This window comes from Pseudomonas sp. 05N434 (assembly GCF_056396965.1).
Map to the genome: position 1 here is coordinate 17,295 of NZ_JBFTMK010000038.1, position 14,322 is coordinate 31,616.

The following is a 14,322-nucleotide window of genomic DNA, read 5'->3' on the forward strand; positions in this document are numbered from 1 at the left end:
CATTCCCATCATGGGTTACTCAAAAGGGGTAGGGCGTGGACGCGTTGCTCAAAGAATTGCCGATGCACCAGGGACTGGCGCGGGTGTTTGGCACATTGGGGCAGGAAGGTTTCTGGCGAGCGCTGGTGGACACCTTGCGGCTACTGGTACCACTGGATAACGCGTTGGTCGCGGTGATGCGGTCAGGGCGGGTGCCGCGACTACTGATCGATTTCGATTCCAAGGGCGGCGCCGACGAGCATGAGGAATTGGCGGACTACAGCGCCGGTATGTATTTGCTCGATCCGTTTTATCAGGCCGCGTGCGCTGGTATTGCCGATGGCTTGCACAGCCTGGCGTCGGTGGCCCCCGACCAGTTTCAGCAGAGCGAGTATTACCTGAGCTACTTTCGCTCGGTGGTGGGCAGCGACGAATTGCAGTTCATGGTCAACGTTGACGGAGCGGTGCTCGGTTTATCCTTGGGGCGCACGACGGCGTTCACCCTTGAGGAACAGGGCCGTCTGCTGTGCGTGCGCGATTGGGTGCTGGCGGCCATGCGCCGTCACCTGCAACTGCTGCCCCCGGAAGGGCCGACCGCCGAGGCCGTGGCCGGCGATCTGGCGACCCTGCTGGACCGCTTCGACGCACGTTTGTCGGGGCGCGAAGTCGAGACGGCGCGGTTGATCCTCCAGGGCTTTTCCAGCAAAGCCATCGCCCAGCAACTGGGTATTTCCCCGGAAACGGTGAAGGTGCATCGGCGCAATCTTTACCACAAGCTCAACGTTAACGGGCATGGCGAGTTGTTTGCGCTGGYGTTGCAGCCGCGTTGACCTTTGGATCTTCAATTACCCCTGCCTGAACACCAACGCCTTCAACCCACACTCAACATCGGCATCGGGAAACTCCGGCGGATTCTCCAACCGTTGCTCAAACCGTAGGCTCGGTGCTTCGCGAGTGACGCCGTCGATGAGGAAGTCCGCGCCAAAAGCCGGGTCGTTCATGCAGGCCAAAACCGTGCCCTGGGGGCTGAGCAGTTCCGGGAGACGGCGCAGCACGCGCTGATAATCCTTGGTCAGCAGAAAACTGCCTTTCTGAAAGGACGGTGGGTCGATGATCACCAGATCATAAGGGCCGCTATTGATCACTTTGCCCCAGGACTTGAACAGGTCGTGGCCGAGAAAGCTCACCTTGCTCAAGTCATGGCCGTTGAGCCGGTGATTGTCGCGACCACGGCTCAGGGCCGCGCGGGACATGTCCAGGTTGACCACATGCGTAGCGCCTCCCGCGATGGCGGCCACTGAAAACCCGCAGGTATAGGCAAACAGGTTCAGCACCCGCTTGCCGTCAGCATTGGCCCGTACCCAATCGCGGCCGTAGCGCATATCGAGAAACAGGCCGGTGTTCTGTTTGCGGCCCAGATCCACGCGATACTGCAGGCCGCCCTCGGTGATCGTCATTTCCTCGATCGGCTCCCCGAGCAGCCATTCGGTGGTGCTTTCCTGCAGATAGCGATGTTGCAGGAGCAAGGTATGTGCGCCGGAGGTTTTCCACGCAGGCGCCTGTGTGATCGCCATCAGTCGATGCTTCAAATCGTCCAGTTGCGACGCTAGCGGCTCCTTGAACACACAGACCAGCACCACGCCCTGGAGCCAGTCGACGGTCAATTGCTCCAGCCCCGGCCAGCAGCGGCCACGGCCGTGGAACAGCCGACGGGTTTCTGCAGGTGCTGCCGCAAGCGCTGTGAGCAAATGGTCGTGGAGGATGGAGAGGGCGTCTGGATTCATCGGGCAGGGTCGGTCATGTGGAAAGGGCGGCATTTTAACCACAATTATGCGCGGACAAACGGTCATGTTTAGCGGCCTGGAACGGAGAATGCCCTGGATAGGTGTATCAAAAATGAATTTTTCGCGAGGTCCGCTGTTCATACCTGTAGGTGGCGGATTTGAGCCTGCGAAACTATTTGCGCAATCAGGGAGTAGTACAGTCATGAGTCCAGCATCAACGGCGGGCGCGCGCTTGTCTGGCGGATTGATTCTTGTGGTTGAGGACGACCCGTTGATCCTGGAGTTTCTTTGCGAAATTCTTCAGGAGGAAGGCTTTGCGGTTGAACCACAGATCAGCGCGGACGCCGCATCGCAGTTTCTGGAACAGCACGCCCCGCAGGTGAGGTTATTGCTGACGGACATCACCATGCCGGGCAAACTCAATGGCGCGGACCTGGCCAATCAGTTTGGCGACCGTTGGCCAGACAAACCGATCATGATCATGTCTGGCTTCGAAACTCCGAAAAGCTCCGGGGTCAAGCATCCGGTTTCGTTCATCAAGAAACCCTGGGCGGTGGGGCAGTTGCTCGATTGTGTGCAACGCGCCTTGCAGTCGACCCGAGGTCTGTAAGAGCTGGTGTACATTAGCTGACAACATTTGCCTGGCTCTTGCAAAAGGAAGTCGCCCTTTGTCTGTCAAAACATCCCGGCTCAACAGGTCATACCGTGGCTTGCTGTTCGATATGGACGGCACCGTCCTCAACTCCATCGCCGCCGCCGAGCGGATCTGGACAACCTGGGCCGTGCGCCACGGCGTCGATGTCGAAACTTTCTTGCCGACCATCCATGGCGTTCGCGCCATCGACACCATCAATCGCCTGGCGTTGCCAGGGGTAGATGTCGAAGCTGAAGCGGCGTGGATCACCGAGGCGGAAATCGATGATGTGGAGGGGATTGTCGAGGTGTCCGGCGCGGCCAATTTCCTCAAGTCGCTGCCCGCCCACCAATGGGCCATCGTCACCTCTGCGCCGCGGGCGCTGGCGTTGCGCCGAATGGCCGCGGCCGGTATTCCCGAACCGGGCGTGATGGTTACCGCCGAAGACGTCAGCGCCGGCAAGCCCGACCCAGCGGGCTATCGGCTGGCGGCTCGTCGACTGCAGGTGGACCCAGCCGAGTGCCTGATCTTCGAAGACGCTGACGTCGGAATTCGCGCAGGCGAGGCGGCGGGTGCCAACATCATGGTCATCACCGCGACCCACGTTCATCCCCTTCAGACCCGGCACGCCACACTGGCCAGTTATGACTCGGTCACGAGTCATGTGGATGCCAATAACCTGATCCGTTTACACTTTTTGTAATCGACACGGCCCTGATGTGGTCAGTTCAGTAGATCCCCGGAATCAATCGCCAGCTACGGGCGCAATAAGCGTCGTATTCGCTGCCGAACTGCGTGCGTAACAGCGCTTCTTCAGAGCGAATGCGGGCGATCAGCGGTATCAACATCAGCGCCACCAGCAGCAACCCGACACCGGAACGAAAGGCCAGCGCCCAGCCCACGCCATTGATCAGCAGCCCCAGGTAGCTGGGGTTGCGCACATTCCGATAAATTCCGTCGGTGACCAGGCGGTGTCCTGGCTGAATCGCCACTAATCCGCTGAAGCGCTTGCCCAGTACAAACACCGGCCACATCCGCAACGCGCCGCCGCCAATGAACAGCAGCGCACCCAGCCAACGCACGCCCTCGCCACCGAAGGTCCAGAAGTCGATCCGGTCGGTGTAGGCCGGCAGATACCCGCTCAACAACCCGAGCACCCCGAAAACCGGCAGCACCCAGCGATTGGCCCGGTCTTCACGTTCGCCAGTGCTCAAATTGCCCTCACTGAACAACGACACGATCGCCATCACCAGGGTCGCAAGCGCAATGACCACCAGCGGTGGATGCGAGAAAAACGCCGCCAACCCGCCCAGCCCGAACACCGCGAGAGCCAGGTAGGCAAGGGTGCTGACGAGGGCGAAAAACGCGAGTTTGGCTGAGATTTTCATAACTGATCTCGCAAAAAGGGCATATCACCAGTGTAGAGGGGCAGCCCGTTATCAGAGCGGTAGTCGTCGAGCAGGGTGAACTAAGCTTGGATAAGGATGAGCCTGTCCGTTCGCTTCCAGCCCGTTGAAAGATCTCAACGCGCCGGTGCTGTCACAAGGAGCACACGATGCTTCACATCAGAACGCCCCTGATTCTGCATCCGGGTCTGTCGACTCCGACCCGGCGAATCTGGCTCAAGCTGGAAAACCTGCAACCCAGCGGCTCGTTCAAACTGCGCGGCATGGGCCTGTTGTGCAGCCAGGCGGCAGAGCAGGGCAAGCGCAAAGTCGTCTGCCCTTCCGGTGGCAATGCCGGTTTGGCCACAGCGGTGGCCGCCGCCAACCTTGGGCTGAAAGCCTGCATCGTGGTGCCGAACACGACCCCGGAAACCACCCGCGCCAGGATCAGGAAAACCGGTGCCGAGGTGATTGTCCATGGCAAGGTCTGGGACGAGGCCAATCAACGGGCGAAAGAACTCGCGCAAGGCGCAGACACCGAATACGTACCGGCTTTCGATCACCCGGTGCTGTGGGAAGGACACAGCACCATGGTCGATGAAATCCTCGAGGACTGCCCTCAGGTCGATGCGTTGGTGACATCCGTGGGGGGCGGCGGTTTGCTGGCGGGCCTGCTCACCGGCCTGATCCGTCATCAGCGCATGGATTGTCGGATCGTTGCGTGCGAAACCCAAGGGGCGGCGTCGTTCGCTGCCGCCATCGCTGCCGGGCACCCGGTCAGACTGCCGCGCATCGACACCGTTGCCACGTCACTCGGCGCCGCGCAAGTGGCCGCCTGGCCGGTGCAGCACATCCTTGATTTCCCGCATGAATGCGTGGTGCTCAGCGATGATGAGGCGATCATGGGCGTGGTTCGTTACGCCAACGACCTGCGCCAGTTGGTCGAACCGGCGTGTGGCGTTTCATTGGCGGTGGCGTACCTCGACCATCCGGCGATTGCCGAGGCCCATGACGTGGTGATTGTGGTGTGCGGCGGCGTCAGCATCAGCGCGCAGTTGGTCGCCGGCTGGGCACGCCTGTCTGCCGGGGTCGAAAAACACAGCGTTGAAGCAAGGTAGGGCTGTCACTAGCCCTACCGCTTACGTTTCAGACTTTATTGACCGGCTGGAACACCTTCTTGAACGAGGATCGCTCTGGCCAGGTCTTCATCGCTGGCCTTCAGGTCGGGATGATTCTGGCGAATTTCCTTCAATACCGACTCCAGGTAAACGCCACGGATCGTACCGCCGCTGGCGACAAAACTGGAGGCGTCATCCCGGGCGGGAATGACCATTTTGTGATCCTTGAACGTTGAGTACAGCGATGCGGATACCCCGGCTGAGGTGGCGACATCGCCCGCATCCACACGGGCCATGGCTGAGCCAAAGGGCAAGCAAAGCACGAGTGAAGATACTAAAAACAGACGGCGCATGACGGCGTCCTCCGAAGCGTGAAGCGTAAAAGAAGTAACACATAATTTAGGATGCCCGGCGGTGGTCAGGAGTTCCCTGTCGATCTACATATGCCTCACTCAATTCCAGCCAGATCTACCGTCATGCGACCCGTAGCGGGAGCATCGATGCTCTCGACCGAGCGCTCACCGGCGCGTTCGAGCAGCGGATACGCCAGGGCGGCGATGTGGTGATGCATGCGCCGGTAATCACGCAGTACCCGTTGGAAAATATCACCGGATTGCGCCCAGGTACTTTTGTCTTCCTGCAACTGGCGAAAGTGCTCGCGGCTGGCGCAGGCTTCGAGCCTTCTGACGGTCTCCTTGCGCTGGATCAGTTGATGGGCGGTGGCGATGTCTTCGCGCAGGAACACGGTGATCGCCAGGCTCAGGCTTTCCAGAACGGCGTCGTGCAGCGGGGCGATGTTGCCCAGTTCGAAGGCCGAGAACTGTTCACCCCGACGCAAGCGGCGCATGGCCAACTGCGTGAGGCTGCTGGAAAGAATGTCCGCGGCATGTTCGAGGTTGATCACGAACGTGAGGATTTCCTGGGAACGATCGGCATCGCTGTCACTGATGCCTTCCTTGCCGATGTCGGCCAGATAAGCGCGAATCGCCGCGCTGAGCAGGTCCAGGGATTGATCGATCCGCTGCACTTCATCGGCGCAGGCCGGTAGCGATGTGTGGAACAGCTGCAGCATCCGGCCGAGCATGGTCGAGAACATGTCGGTCATGCGCAACGCTTCGCGAGCGGCATTCGACAGGCCGATGTTGGCCACTTCCAGGCCGGCCTCGTCCAGATAGCACGGCATGCCGGGATCGACATCCCGCTCAGGTGCCGGCAGCAGTCGGGTGAGGGCATTGGCGAGTACGTCGGTCAGACCGATGAACACCAACGCGAGCAGTAGATTGAAACCGGTGTGCAGGCACACCACCAGGGTCGAGGGCGCGAGCGGCGCCTGAGCGAGCAATCCGGCAAACGGCAAGACCGCCAGAGCACCGACCGCACGCACCAGCAGGTTGCCCAGCGGCAGGCGTCGGCCGACGCTCGATCCGGCGTTGATGACCGAGGGCAGCGCACCGCCAATGTTCACCCCCAGCACCAGCGCGACGATGGTGCTGGCCGAGAGCATGCCAGTGGCGGCCAGCGAGACGATCAGTAACACCACGGCCACGCTGGAGTGGCACAGCCAGGTGAGGATCAGCGCCACCAGCAGCGCAATGACCAGATCGCCCTCGAGGCTCTGCATGATCAGCTGGAAGATCGGCGTGCCTTCGACTTCCGCCAATGTGGAGCCGAGCATGTGCAAGGCCAGGAGCATCAGCCCCAGGCCGATCAGTGCACAACCGACGCTTTCGTAGCGCGAGTCATCGCGCAGCCGAAAGACGATCAGGCCCGCCAGCAAAACGCTGGGCGTGAGCATCGACACATCGACGCTGAGCAACTGCACCACCAGGGTTGAGCCGATGTTGGCGCCGAGCATCACCGCCAGGGCCGGCGCCAGTCCCAGCGTCCCGGCGGCAGTGAACGAGGTCGCCATCAGGCTCACGGCGGTGCTGCTTTGCAAGACCCCGGTGATACCGATCCCCGACAACAACGCCATCCAGCGGTTGTTCAGGTTGTGGCCCAGCCACTGACGCAGCGGCGTGCCGAAGCCGCGCAACAGCGCCGAAGAAATCATATGAGTGCCCCATAGCAACAGGGCAATGGAGCCGGCGAGGTTGATCAGTAGAGTAGTTCCCGACATGAGGGCTCTCCCTTGTTTCGTATTACATTTATTGAAGACCCGGAACCCGGCTCGTGGTATCTGAATAACACCCGTGATTGTGGTGTTACTTGATGGTCCGCAACTAATTCCAATAATTCAGATTTTTACGGGCAATAAGAAGTTGTCGGATTCCCGTTTAAGGAAACCGTTCCGGAGGGACTTTAAAGTGCCTTCAGATCAACTGAAAATGCATGCCCCGATAGACAGGCCGAGCATCAGGCTCGCCTGCTGGAAGAGGCGCGCGATGCGCCGACTTTGTGGGGCCTGACTGTCGTCGAAGCTCCAGCGTTGCTGAAGCCGGCCGGTCGTCGGGCAGACACGCCAGTTGGCACGAGGGCGCACCTTGGCGTGGGTAGAAGGGGCGGAGAACGGGGCGCAGAGCCGAGTCGTCGGCAGACGCTCACGGCAGGGCTTGACCCGCATGGTCGATGCAAAGGCGCGTACGCCCGGCAGTACAGTGGTTTTGAAGTTCATAACATGCCTCTGGGCCGGAATGATTCCGGTGAGGCAAGTTACGGTGGAGCCTCAAGCTCTAGCGCAGCTCACCCGACCGAAAAGTCGAGGCCCGTCATTGTCTGGGTTATGTGCCAGATCCTGCGTGTGAGCAGTCATCCGACAGCGACTAGATACTGTGTCCATTGAATTCTTTTGTGAGTTGAAAAAAGCCGTTGTTATCGGCCGGCGCAATTTACTCAGGCAGGTTGGCAAAGTCAATCGCCGATAGCCGGTTAAGGTTGTGTTGAAGGGGGGAAGTTGGAAAGTGTTCAGGTCAATGACAGTTAATTGTTATTTTGAATGATCGTTAAATGGGAAATTAAACATAGAGTGTGAACGCCACGTAGCAGACCGTATGAAGTCATGCTGGCGATATCCTCCAGCCTGATCGATTATCGCATCCAGGGCTGGCTTGAATGAGTGGAGGGCAGGTGAGCGTCGATATCGAATGCGTGGTAGTCGGGGCTGGCGTGGTCGGGCTGGCGGTGGCCAGAGCCTTGGCCCGGACCGGACGAGAAGTGATCCTGGTCGAGGCGGGCGAGGGGATTGGCGTGGGCATCAGCTCGCGCAATTCGGAAGTGATCCACGCCGGGATCTATTACCCGAGCGGCAGTCTCAAGGCGCAATTGTGCGTGGAGGGCAAGCAACGCCTGTATACCTTCTGCGATGAGCGCGGTGTCGATTACCGGCGCCTCGGCAAGCTGATCGTGGCCACCGATGACCGTCAGCGCCATGCCTTGCAGGCGTTGCTGGAGCAAGGCCGGCGCAACGGTGTCGATGACCTGCAATTACTGGATGCCGGTCAGGCACGAGCGCTTGAGCCGGCGTTGTTTTGTGTTGCAGCGCTTTGGTCACCGTCTACCGGGATTGTCGATTCTCATGCCTTGATGCTGGCGCTTCAGGCCGATGCCGAAGCCTGGGGCACCTCGGTGGCCTTTCATACGCCGCTTACATCGGCCCGTTGTACCGAACAGGGTTTCGAGCTGCACATGGGGGGGACTCAGCCGATGACCTTGAGCTGTCGTGAACTGATCAACTGCGCCGGACTGTCTGCGCCAGAGGTGGCGAGCCGGATCGAAGGCTTGCCGGCGCGGCACGTGCCCAAGGCCTGGCTGTGCAAGGGCAGCTACTTCAGTTTCAGCGGCCAGGCGCCGTTCCGGCATCTGGTTTATCCAGCACCGGAAAGCGCCGGGCTGGGCGTGCACATGACCCTGGACCTGGGTGGTCAGGCCCGTTTCGGGCCGGATGTCGAATGGGTCGAGCAGATCGATTATCGCGTCGACCCCCATCGTGGCGAAGGCTTCTATCAGGCGATCCGGCGCTACTGGCCGGCGTTGCCCGATGACAGTCTGCAACCGGCCTACAGCGGCATCCGCCCGAAAATCAGCGGGCCGACCGAGCCGGTCGCCGACTTCATCATCAGCGGCCCGGACATTCACGGCGTACCGGGCCTGGTCAATCTGTTCGGCATCGAATCGCCGGGGCTGACCAGTTGCCTGGCATTGGCCGAACGGGTGGTGCAGCGTTTAATTCGCAATGAAACTCTGTAGCAGCTGGCGAAGCCTGCGTTCGGCTGCGTAGCAGTCGTGAATCCTGCGCACGTGGTTTATCTGACCCACCCGCAGCGTATGGTTTAGCGACTGCTGTGCAGCCGAACGCAGCCTTCGGCAGCTGCTACAAAGTCGTGCGGCGCAACCGATGATCAGGGTTTAGGCTGCAACCAGCTGCGAGGACTATTCTTGGCAATGCGCCCATCGCCATGGGAGATCTCTGATGATCAACGTACGCACTGCCCGCATGCTCGCCGATTACAAGCGCTGGGCCGATCAGCGACTCTTCGACAGCCTCATGGCGCTGCCACCTGAGGAACTCAATCGCAAACGGGTGTCGGTGTTCAACAACATGATTGGCACCTTGAACCAGATCTACGTGGTGGACTGCATCTGGCAAGCCCACCTGGAGGGCCGGGGGCACGACTTCAAGACCTCCCATGGCCTGCTCCATACCGAGCTCGCCGAGTTGCGAATGGCGCAACAGGAGATTGATCAATGGTTCTGTGGCTGGAGCTCGGCCCAGACCGAGGAGTCGCTGGATAAACCCATCGAATTCACCTCCATGTCGGGGGAAAGCGGGGTCATGAGTGCCGGCGCCATGCTGTTGCATGTGGTCAACCACGCCAGCTATCACCGGGGCTGGGTGATTCAGATGTACTTCGACATTCCGGCCATACCGCCGATCACCGACCTGTCAGAGTTTTTGCGCGAGGTTCCCGGGTATTGAGTCGAGCCCTGGCCCGATAACAGCATAAATCCGCTGTGGGAAGTGCCCCTGTGGCGAGGGGGCTTGCCCCCGTTTGAGTGCGCAGCACTCACAAGATCTTTGGGATATCAGAGATTCTGGGGCCGCTTTGCAGCCCAACGGGAGCAAGCTCCCTCGCCACAGGGCTGCTCCCACATTGATCTTCTTTGTTATGGAGATTGGGTCMAGCCTGGGGAATCAGGCTCTGCCGGCAGTCGATCATCAACTGCGCGCCACCCAGTTCGCTGTCGCCCACTTCCAGCGTAAATCCGTGCAGGCTGATGATCGCCGCGACGATCGACAACCCCAGGCCGAATCCGCTTTGCGGGTTGCCGCCTTCGGCGCGATAGAAACGTTGAAACACCGCCTCGCGCTCGGCCGGCGCAATCCCGGGGCCGGAGTCGAGCACTTCAATGCGCGTGTGCCCCGCGTCATTCACCCCACGCAAAATCACCTGGCCACCTGGCGGGGTGAATTTGATCGAGTTGCTCAGCAAGTTCGCCACGGCTTCAAACAGCAGAGCGCGGTCACCGTTGAGCCCGGGCAAGGATTCGGGCATTTGCAGTTCAAAGGTCAGTTCGCCTTCTTCCGCCAGCGGCAGATAAAAGTCATGCAACTCCCGCAGCAACGGCACCGGGTCCAGTCGCACGAACCCCGAACGGCGCTGGCGATCCTCCAGTTCGGAAATCCGCAACAAGCCACGGAAACGCGCCATCAAGGTGTCCGCCTCGCCGAGCACCGAATCCAGTTGCACGGCCAGCGTCGAGCCTTCATCGGCCTGCTGCTGAATCCGGTACAGCTGCGCCCGCAGACGAGTGAGCGGCGTGCGCAGGTCATGGGCGATGTTGTCGCACACGCCCTTGACCTCATGCATCAAGCGCTCGATGCGTTCGAGCATGGCGTTGACGATGGCGGCGAGCATGTCCAGTTCGTCACGGCGATTGGACAACGGCAGGCGCCGGGTCAGGTCGCCGGCGACGATGGCTTCGGCGCTGGCCTGGATCGCCCGGATCCGCCGCAGCGGGCGCCGTCTCAATAAATGCCAGCCGGCGATGCCCGGCAAAATCGTCAGCGACACGCCCCACAACAGCGCGTGCAGGATGATCCGGGTCACGGCAAACAACGAACCGTTGTCCCGCACCAGCACCAGCCAGCGGCCGTCCAGGGTTCGGGTCGCGACGGCGTCGCAGCTGTCGGCGGGCAGGGTCGGGTCGTCGGATTCGGCGCAATCGCCGAGCATGTGAATTTTGCCGTCCAGCGGCAGTTCTTCGGGGATCTGGCGCAAGGCGCCGCTGAGGTAGCGCTGCTGGTCATCGAACAGGCCATAGGCATCGATGCCGCGAATGTCGAAGGTCATGCTGGCGGCGAGGGCATCCACCAGTTGCTCGCCCTGGAAGCGTGAAAACAGATGCTGACGTTGCATCAGCGAGTGTTTGGCGAGGGTGTCGAGGTAGTTGGACACCTCGTAATACATGACCCCCATGAGAATCGCGCTCCAGGCGACGAACAGCGAACTGTAAAGCGCCAGCAAACGGCTGCTGGAGGAACGCCAGCCTTTAGAGGGGTTCAGCAATGACATAACCCGAGCCTCGCACGGTCCGAATCAGTGGGACTTTGCCTGGCGGGTCGATTTTCTTGCGCAGACGGCCGATGTGCACGTCGATCAGGTTGGTGCCGGGGTCGAAGTGATAACCCCAGACTTCTTCGAAAATCATCATCCGCGACAGAATCTGCCCGGTGTTGCGCATCAGAAATTCCAGCAACTTGTACTCGGTGGGCAACAGCGTCAGCAACTGGCTGTCGCGGCTGGCCTCGTGGCTGATCAGGTTCAGCTCCAGATCGGCCACGCGCAACGTGGTGGCCTGGGCGGTCACGGTGTTCTGCCGGCGCAGCAAGACTTCGACCCGGGCGGCCATTTCATCGGTGGCGAATGGTTTGGTCAGGTAATCATCGCCGCCGGCGCGCAAGCCACGCACGCGTTCATCGACGTCGGAGAGGGCGCTGATCATCAGAATCGGCGTGGCCACGCCCATGGTGCGCAAGGTGGTGACAATCGCCAGGCCATCGAGCTCCGGCAGCATGCGATCGAGGGTGATCAGGTCGTAGTCGCCGCTGACGGCGCGCTCCAGGCCTTCGCGGCCATTGTCGACCCAATCCACTTCGAGGCCGTGGCTGCTCAGTTCGGCGACGATTTCCCGGGCGGTCACGGCGTCGTCTTCGATGGTCAAAATACGGGTCATAGGGCTTGCCTGATAATCGGTTCAATACGAAGTTGAGGCATTTTGCCAAGAATTACATGCGGCTGATTAAATTAACTTTCATGTGGTCTCGTGAGGCTGGTCGCAACATTGATATCATCCAGCCATGACTCTAAATGGAAGCTGCACTGTGCGCACTTTAATGGTTCGTGGCTGGATGCCAATATTTGTGCTGTTGTGCCTGTTCGGTTCATCCGCCTGGGCTGCCAATACGCCGTGTTCGGGGAAGAAGGGCGGTATCGATCGTTGCGACGGCGATCTGTTCCTGTGCAATGACGGCTCCATCAGCGGTTCAAAGAAAAGCTGTTCGGCGATGTTTGGCACTAAAAGCCAGGCGCGGCCGCAGACGCTGTTACAGGAAACCGAAGGCTGCGCCTGCGGTACCGGTACGTTCTGCACCGGGCCAAGAGGCGGGGTGTATTGCCTGACGCCCAGCGGCAACAAGAGTTACAAGCGCAAGTAGTTCGGTTGGCGCAATGCATAAAACCCGCCGCCAGCGTCGGCTCCTTGCAAAGTGCATGGTCCTGAGAAGTTCATTGTTTTCAACTTGTTGAAATTCAAGGATTTATTTAAGTGGTGCGACTGGCACGCTGTCTGCAACGGCTCCTTTGACGAGTTGTAACAACTGCCTGGAGTACAACAACAATGAATAGATCCCCCGATGGTTTTTATCCTGTCGCCGAAGAGTCCAGCACACTATCGGGCGTCTCGTGGCCCGCAATCTTCGCCGGGGCCGCAGCGGCCGCGGCGTTGTCGCTGATCCTCGTACTGCTCGGTTTTGGCCTGGGTTTCACGGCGGTCTCGCCGTGGGCCAATGAAGGTATGAGTGCCAAGGGCCTGGGTATTTCGACGATTGTCTGGCTGGCCTTTACACAGATCGTGGCGTCCGGTCTCGGCGGTTACATCGCCGGCCGCTTGCGGGTGAAGTGGGCGTTCATGCACGGCGATGAGGTTTATTTCCGTGACACGGCCCATGGCTTCCTGGCCTGGTGTGTGGCGACGCTGGTGACCGCGACCCTGGTGGTCGGTTCGGTCAGTAGCGTCGTCAGCGGTGGTGTGCGGGCCGGGGCAGTGGTCGCCGGCGGTGCCGCCAGCGCCATGACCCAGGCTGCCGGCAGCGCTATCGGCAATCCCGCGAATGATCCGTACGGTTACTTCATCGACAGTCTGTTTCGCGATGACCGCCCGGTGGCTGTCAGTGATGACGCCACCCACGGCACCGTCACCCGCATCTTCGCGCGCAGCCTGAGCAACGACGGTCAATTGGCCACCGAAGATCGGGCTTATCTGGCGCAATTGGTGGCCCAGCGGACCAACCTCACGCAAGCGGACGCCGAGCGTCGTGTCGATGAAGTGTATGCCCGTACTCAAAAAGCCGTGGCCGACGCCAAACTGGCCGCGCAACAAGCGGCTGACACTGCCGCGAAAGTTGCGGCATGGACGGCGTTGTGGATGTTTATCGCGCTGTTGGCCGGTGCGTTTTTCGCCAGCCTCGCCGCGACCTTCGGCGGTCGTCGCCGGGATGCCGTGGAGTATCTGGAGGCCGATGCCTATGTGACCACCACCACGACCACGACGCTACCACCTGTTCGCTAACCCAGGAGAACCCCCATGCGCTCATTACTGCTGTTCCTGCTCGGCGTGCCGATCCCGATCATCATTCTGATTGCCTTGTTCATGCACTGATCCCTTCGAGGCATTTGGCCTCTGCCGCTTCTGCCTCCGGTAGAAGCGGCGTTTTGCTTTTTTTGCGCTGCGGGCGGCGAAGACGGTGTTTGCAGATTAGTTCGTCGGCTCAGGTGTTTTTACTGGCCTGGATCAATATTTCCTTCGGCGATATTTCCTAACATAAAAAGATCCAGCCCCATCTCGCGGTATTGACTACATTGCTTGGACGCGCAGCTGATGCGTTGTCGAAGTACCAGTGCAGACCTTCTCGTTGTTATTAGTCAGGTGGCCCGCAAGGTGTAGTGCAGCATGGAGCTGAAGAATCTCACCTGAACCTTTCATGGATGAACAATCGCAATGCAACGCATAAACCGAACCTTCGATATCCAGCCACTGGTGCGGGCGGATATGACTGTGTGCATCAATGGCCAGACTGTCAGCGCCGCCATCGGCGAAACCGTCCTGACGGTCATTCAGTCACTGGGCATTCGCCAGGTGGCCCGTAACGATCACGATCAAATCAGCGGTGCCTATTGCGGCATGGGCGTGTGCCAATGCTGTCT

Annotated in this window: 15 protein-coding genes and 1 pseudogene; 9 read left to right on the forward strand and 7 right to left on the reverse strand. The window is 60.1% G+C overall.

Annotated elements, in window-relative coordinates; all coding sequences use genetic code 11:
- The first annotated feature begins 35 nt into the window (after nucleotides 1-35).
- Nucleotides 36-809 carry a helix-turn-helix transcriptional regulator gene (locus tag AC1DLB_RS04615; RefSeq protein ID WP_477784665.1) on the forward strand — a complete coding sequence of 258 codons (774 nt, stop codon included), beginning with the start codon at nucleotides 36-38 and terminating at the stop codon, nucleotides 807-809.
- Between the two features lie 15 nt (nucleotides 810-824).
- Here the strand turns inward: AC1DLB_RS04615 and AC1DLB_RS04620 are convergent, their stop codons facing one another.
- The gene (locus AC1DLB_RS04620; RefSeq protein WP_428636265.1) at nucleotides 825-1,763 is read right to left on the reverse strand and encodes a class I SAM-dependent methyltransferase; all 939 of its coding nucleotides are present in this window, start codon (nucleotides 1,761-1,763) and stop codon (nucleotides 825-827) included.
- A gap of 202 nt (nucleotides 1,764-1,965) precedes the next feature.
- Here AC1DLB_RS04620 and AC1DLB_RS04625 point away from each other — a divergent pair, with 202 nt between their 5' ends.
- Nucleotides 1,966-2,373 (forward strand): response regulator, encoded by a 408-nt coding sequence (locus AC1DLB_RS04625; RefSeq protein ID WP_305409080.1) that lies wholly within the window; start codon nucleotides 1,966-1,968, stop codon nucleotides 2,371-2,373.
- A gap of 58 nt (nucleotides 2,374-2,431) precedes the next feature.
- Nucleotides 2,432-3,100, forward strand: a complete 669-nt coding sequence (locus AC1DLB_RS04630; protein WP_305409079.1) for an HAD-IA family hydrolase — start codon at nucleotides 2,432-2,434, stop codon at nucleotides 3,098-3,100.
- A 25-nt stretch (nucleotides 3,101-3,125) separates the two neighbouring features.
- Here the strand turns inward: AC1DLB_RS04630 and AC1DLB_RS04635 are convergent, their stop codons facing one another.
- The gene (locus tag AC1DLB_RS04635; RefSeq protein ID WP_096480294.1) at nucleotides 3,126-3,785 is read right to left on the reverse strand and encodes a methyltransferase family protein; all 660 of its coding nucleotides are present in this window, start codon (nucleotides 3,783-3,785) and stop codon (nucleotides 3,126-3,128) included.
- 167 nt (nucleotides 3,786-3,952) lie between these two features.
- Here AC1DLB_RS04635 and AC1DLB_RS04640 point away from each other — a divergent pair, with 167 nt between their 5' ends.
- Nucleotides 3,953-4,900 (forward strand): pyridoxal-phosphate dependent enzyme, encoded by a 948-nt coding sequence (locus AC1DLB_RS04640; RefSeq protein ID WP_138867440.1) that lies wholly within the window; start codon nucleotides 3,953-3,955, stop codon nucleotides 4,898-4,900.
- A gap of 35 nt (nucleotides 4,901-4,935) precedes the next feature.
- On the opposite strand, the gene AC1DLB_RS04645 is transcribed toward AC1DLB_RS04640, so the two are convergent.
- The 3 genes from AC1DLB_RS04645 to AC1DLB_RS04655 all read right to left on the reverse strand — a co-directional run bounded on the left by AC1DLB_RS04645 (nucleotide 4,936) and on the right by AC1DLB_RS04655 (nucleotide 7,514).
- Entirely contained in the window at nucleotides 4,936-5,253 is a 318-nt protein-coding gene (locus AC1DLB_RS04645) for a DUF2388 domain-containing protein (RefSeq protein WP_026286632.1), read from the reverse strand.
- Nucleotides 5,254-5,348: 95 nt separating this feature from the next.
- Nucleotides 5,349-7,019, reverse strand: a complete 1,671-nt coding sequence (locus tag AC1DLB_RS04650) for a Na/Pi cotransporter family protein (protein ID WP_111453208.1) — start codon at nucleotides 7,017-7,019, stop codon at nucleotides 5,349-5,351.
- Between the two features lie 198 nt (nucleotides 7,020-7,217).
- Nucleotides 7,218-7,514 carry a hypothetical protein gene (locus tag AC1DLB_RS04655; protein WP_477743190.1) on the reverse strand — a complete coding sequence of 99 codons (297 nt, stop codon included), beginning with the start codon at nucleotides 7,512-7,514 and terminating at the stop codon, nucleotides 7,218-7,220.
- 452 nt (nucleotides 7,515-7,966) lie between these two features.
- On the opposite strand from AC1DLB_RS04655, the gene AC1DLB_RS04660 reads away from it, so the two are divergent.
- Together AC1DLB_RS04660 and AC1DLB_RS04665 are read left to right on the forward strand one after the other, a co-directional pair.
- Nucleotides 7,967-9,085, forward strand: a complete 1,119-nt coding sequence (locus tag AC1DLB_RS04660) for an NAD(P)/FAD-dependent oxidoreductase (RefSeq protein WP_192350340.1) — start codon at nucleotides 7,967-7,969, stop codon at nucleotides 9,083-9,085.
- A 223-nt stretch (nucleotides 9,086-9,308) separates the two neighbouring features.
- The gene (locus tag AC1DLB_RS04665; protein ID WP_477743189.1) at nucleotides 9,309-9,815 is read left to right on the forward strand and encodes a DinB family protein; all 507 of its coding nucleotides are present in this window, start codon (nucleotides 9,309-9,311) and stop codon (nucleotides 9,813-9,815) included.
- Nucleotides 9,816-10,020: 205 nt separating this feature from the next.
- Here AC1DLB_RS04665 and AC1DLB_RS04670 read toward each other — a convergent pair.
- Together AC1DLB_RS04670 and AC1DLB_RS04675 are read right to left on the reverse strand one after the other, a co-directional pair.
- Nucleotides 10,021-11,412: pseudogene (locus tag AC1DLB_RS04670) on the reverse strand (sensor histidine kinase); the annotation flags it as partial.
- On the reverse strand, nucleotides 11,390-12,073 hold the full coding sequence (locus AC1DLB_RS04675) for a response regulator transcription factor (protein ID WP_007934994.1): 684 nt from the start codon (nucleotides 12,071-12,073) through the stop codon (nucleotides 11,390-11,392). The pseudogene AC1DLB_RS04670 and the gene AC1DLB_RS04675, both read right to left, overlap by 23 nt.
- A gap of 160 nt (nucleotides 12,074-12,233) precedes the next feature.
- Between AC1DLB_RS04675 and AC1DLB_RS04680 the strand changes: the two genes are divergently transcribed.
- The 3 genes from AC1DLB_RS04680 to AC1DLB_RS04690 form a co-directional block, all read left to right on the forward strand.
- The gene (locus tag AC1DLB_RS04680) at nucleotides 12,234-12,554 is read left to right on the forward strand and encodes a YdcA family protein (RefSeq protein WP_064617596.1); all 321 of its coding nucleotides are present in this window, start codon (nucleotides 12,234-12,236) and stop codon (nucleotides 12,552-12,554) included.
- Nucleotides 12,555-12,736: 182 nt separating this feature from the next.
- Entirely contained in the window at nucleotides 12,737-13,687 is a 951-nt protein-coding gene (locus AC1DLB_RS04685) for a hypothetical protein (RefSeq protein ID WP_111453213.1), read from the forward strand.
- A 429-nt stretch (nucleotides 13,688-14,116) separates the two neighbouring features.
- A partial coding sequence (locus tag AC1DLB_RS04690; protein WP_477784666.1) for a 2Fe-2S iron-sulfur cluster-binding protein occupies nucleotides 14,117-14,322 on the forward strand: 206 nt, incomplete at its 3' end.

What these genes read in the sequence shown, in the direction of transcription:
- AC1DLB_RS04620 (WP_428636265.1), bottom strand. Translation starts at nt 1,763, where the DNA reads ATGAATCCAGACGCCCTCTCCATCCTCCACGACCATTTGCTCACAGCG.
- AC1DLB_RS04625 (WP_305409080.1), top strand. Translation starts at nt 1,966, where the DNA reads ATGAGTCCAGCATCAACGGCGGGCGCGCGCTTGTCTGGCGGATTGATT.
- AC1DLB_RS04635 (WP_096480294.1), bottom strand. Translation starts at nt 3,785, where the DNA reads ATGAAAATCTCAGCCAAACTCGCGTTTTTCGCCCTCGTCAGCACCCTT.
- AC1DLB_RS04640 (WP_138867440.1), top strand. Translation starts at nt 3,953, where the DNA reads ATGCTTCACATCAGAACGCCCCTGATTCTGCATCCGGGTCTGTCGACT.
- AC1DLB_RS04645 (WP_026286632.1), bottom strand. Translation starts at nt 5,253, where the DNA reads ATGCGCCGTCTGTTTTTAGTATCTTCACTCGTGCTTTGCTTGCCCTTT.
- AC1DLB_RS04650 (WP_111453208.1), bottom strand. Translation starts at nt 7,019, where the DNA reads ATGTCGGGAACTACTCTACTGATCAACCTCGCCGGCTCCATTGCCCTG.
- AC1DLB_RS04655 (WP_477743190.1), bottom strand. Translation starts at nt 7,514, where the DNA reads ATGAACTTCAAAACCACTGTACTGCCGGGCGTACGCGCCTTTGCATCG.
- AC1DLB_RS04665 (WP_477743189.1), top strand. Translation starts at nt 9,309, where the DNA reads ATGATCAACGTACGCACTGCCCGCATGCTCGCCGATTACAAGCGCTGG.
- AC1DLB_RS04675 (WP_007934994.1), bottom strand. Translation starts at nt 12,073, where the DNA reads ATGACCCGTATTTTGACCATCGAAGACGACGCCGTGACCGCCCGGGAA.
- AC1DLB_RS04680 (WP_064617596.1), top strand. Translation starts at nt 12,234, where the DNA reads ATGGTTCGTGGCTGGATGCCAATATTTGTGCTGTTGTGCCTGTTCGGT.
- AC1DLB_RS04685 (WP_111453213.1), top strand. Translation starts at nt 12,737, where the DNA reads ATGAATAGATCCCCCGATGGTTTTTATCCTGTCGCCGAAGAGTCCAGC.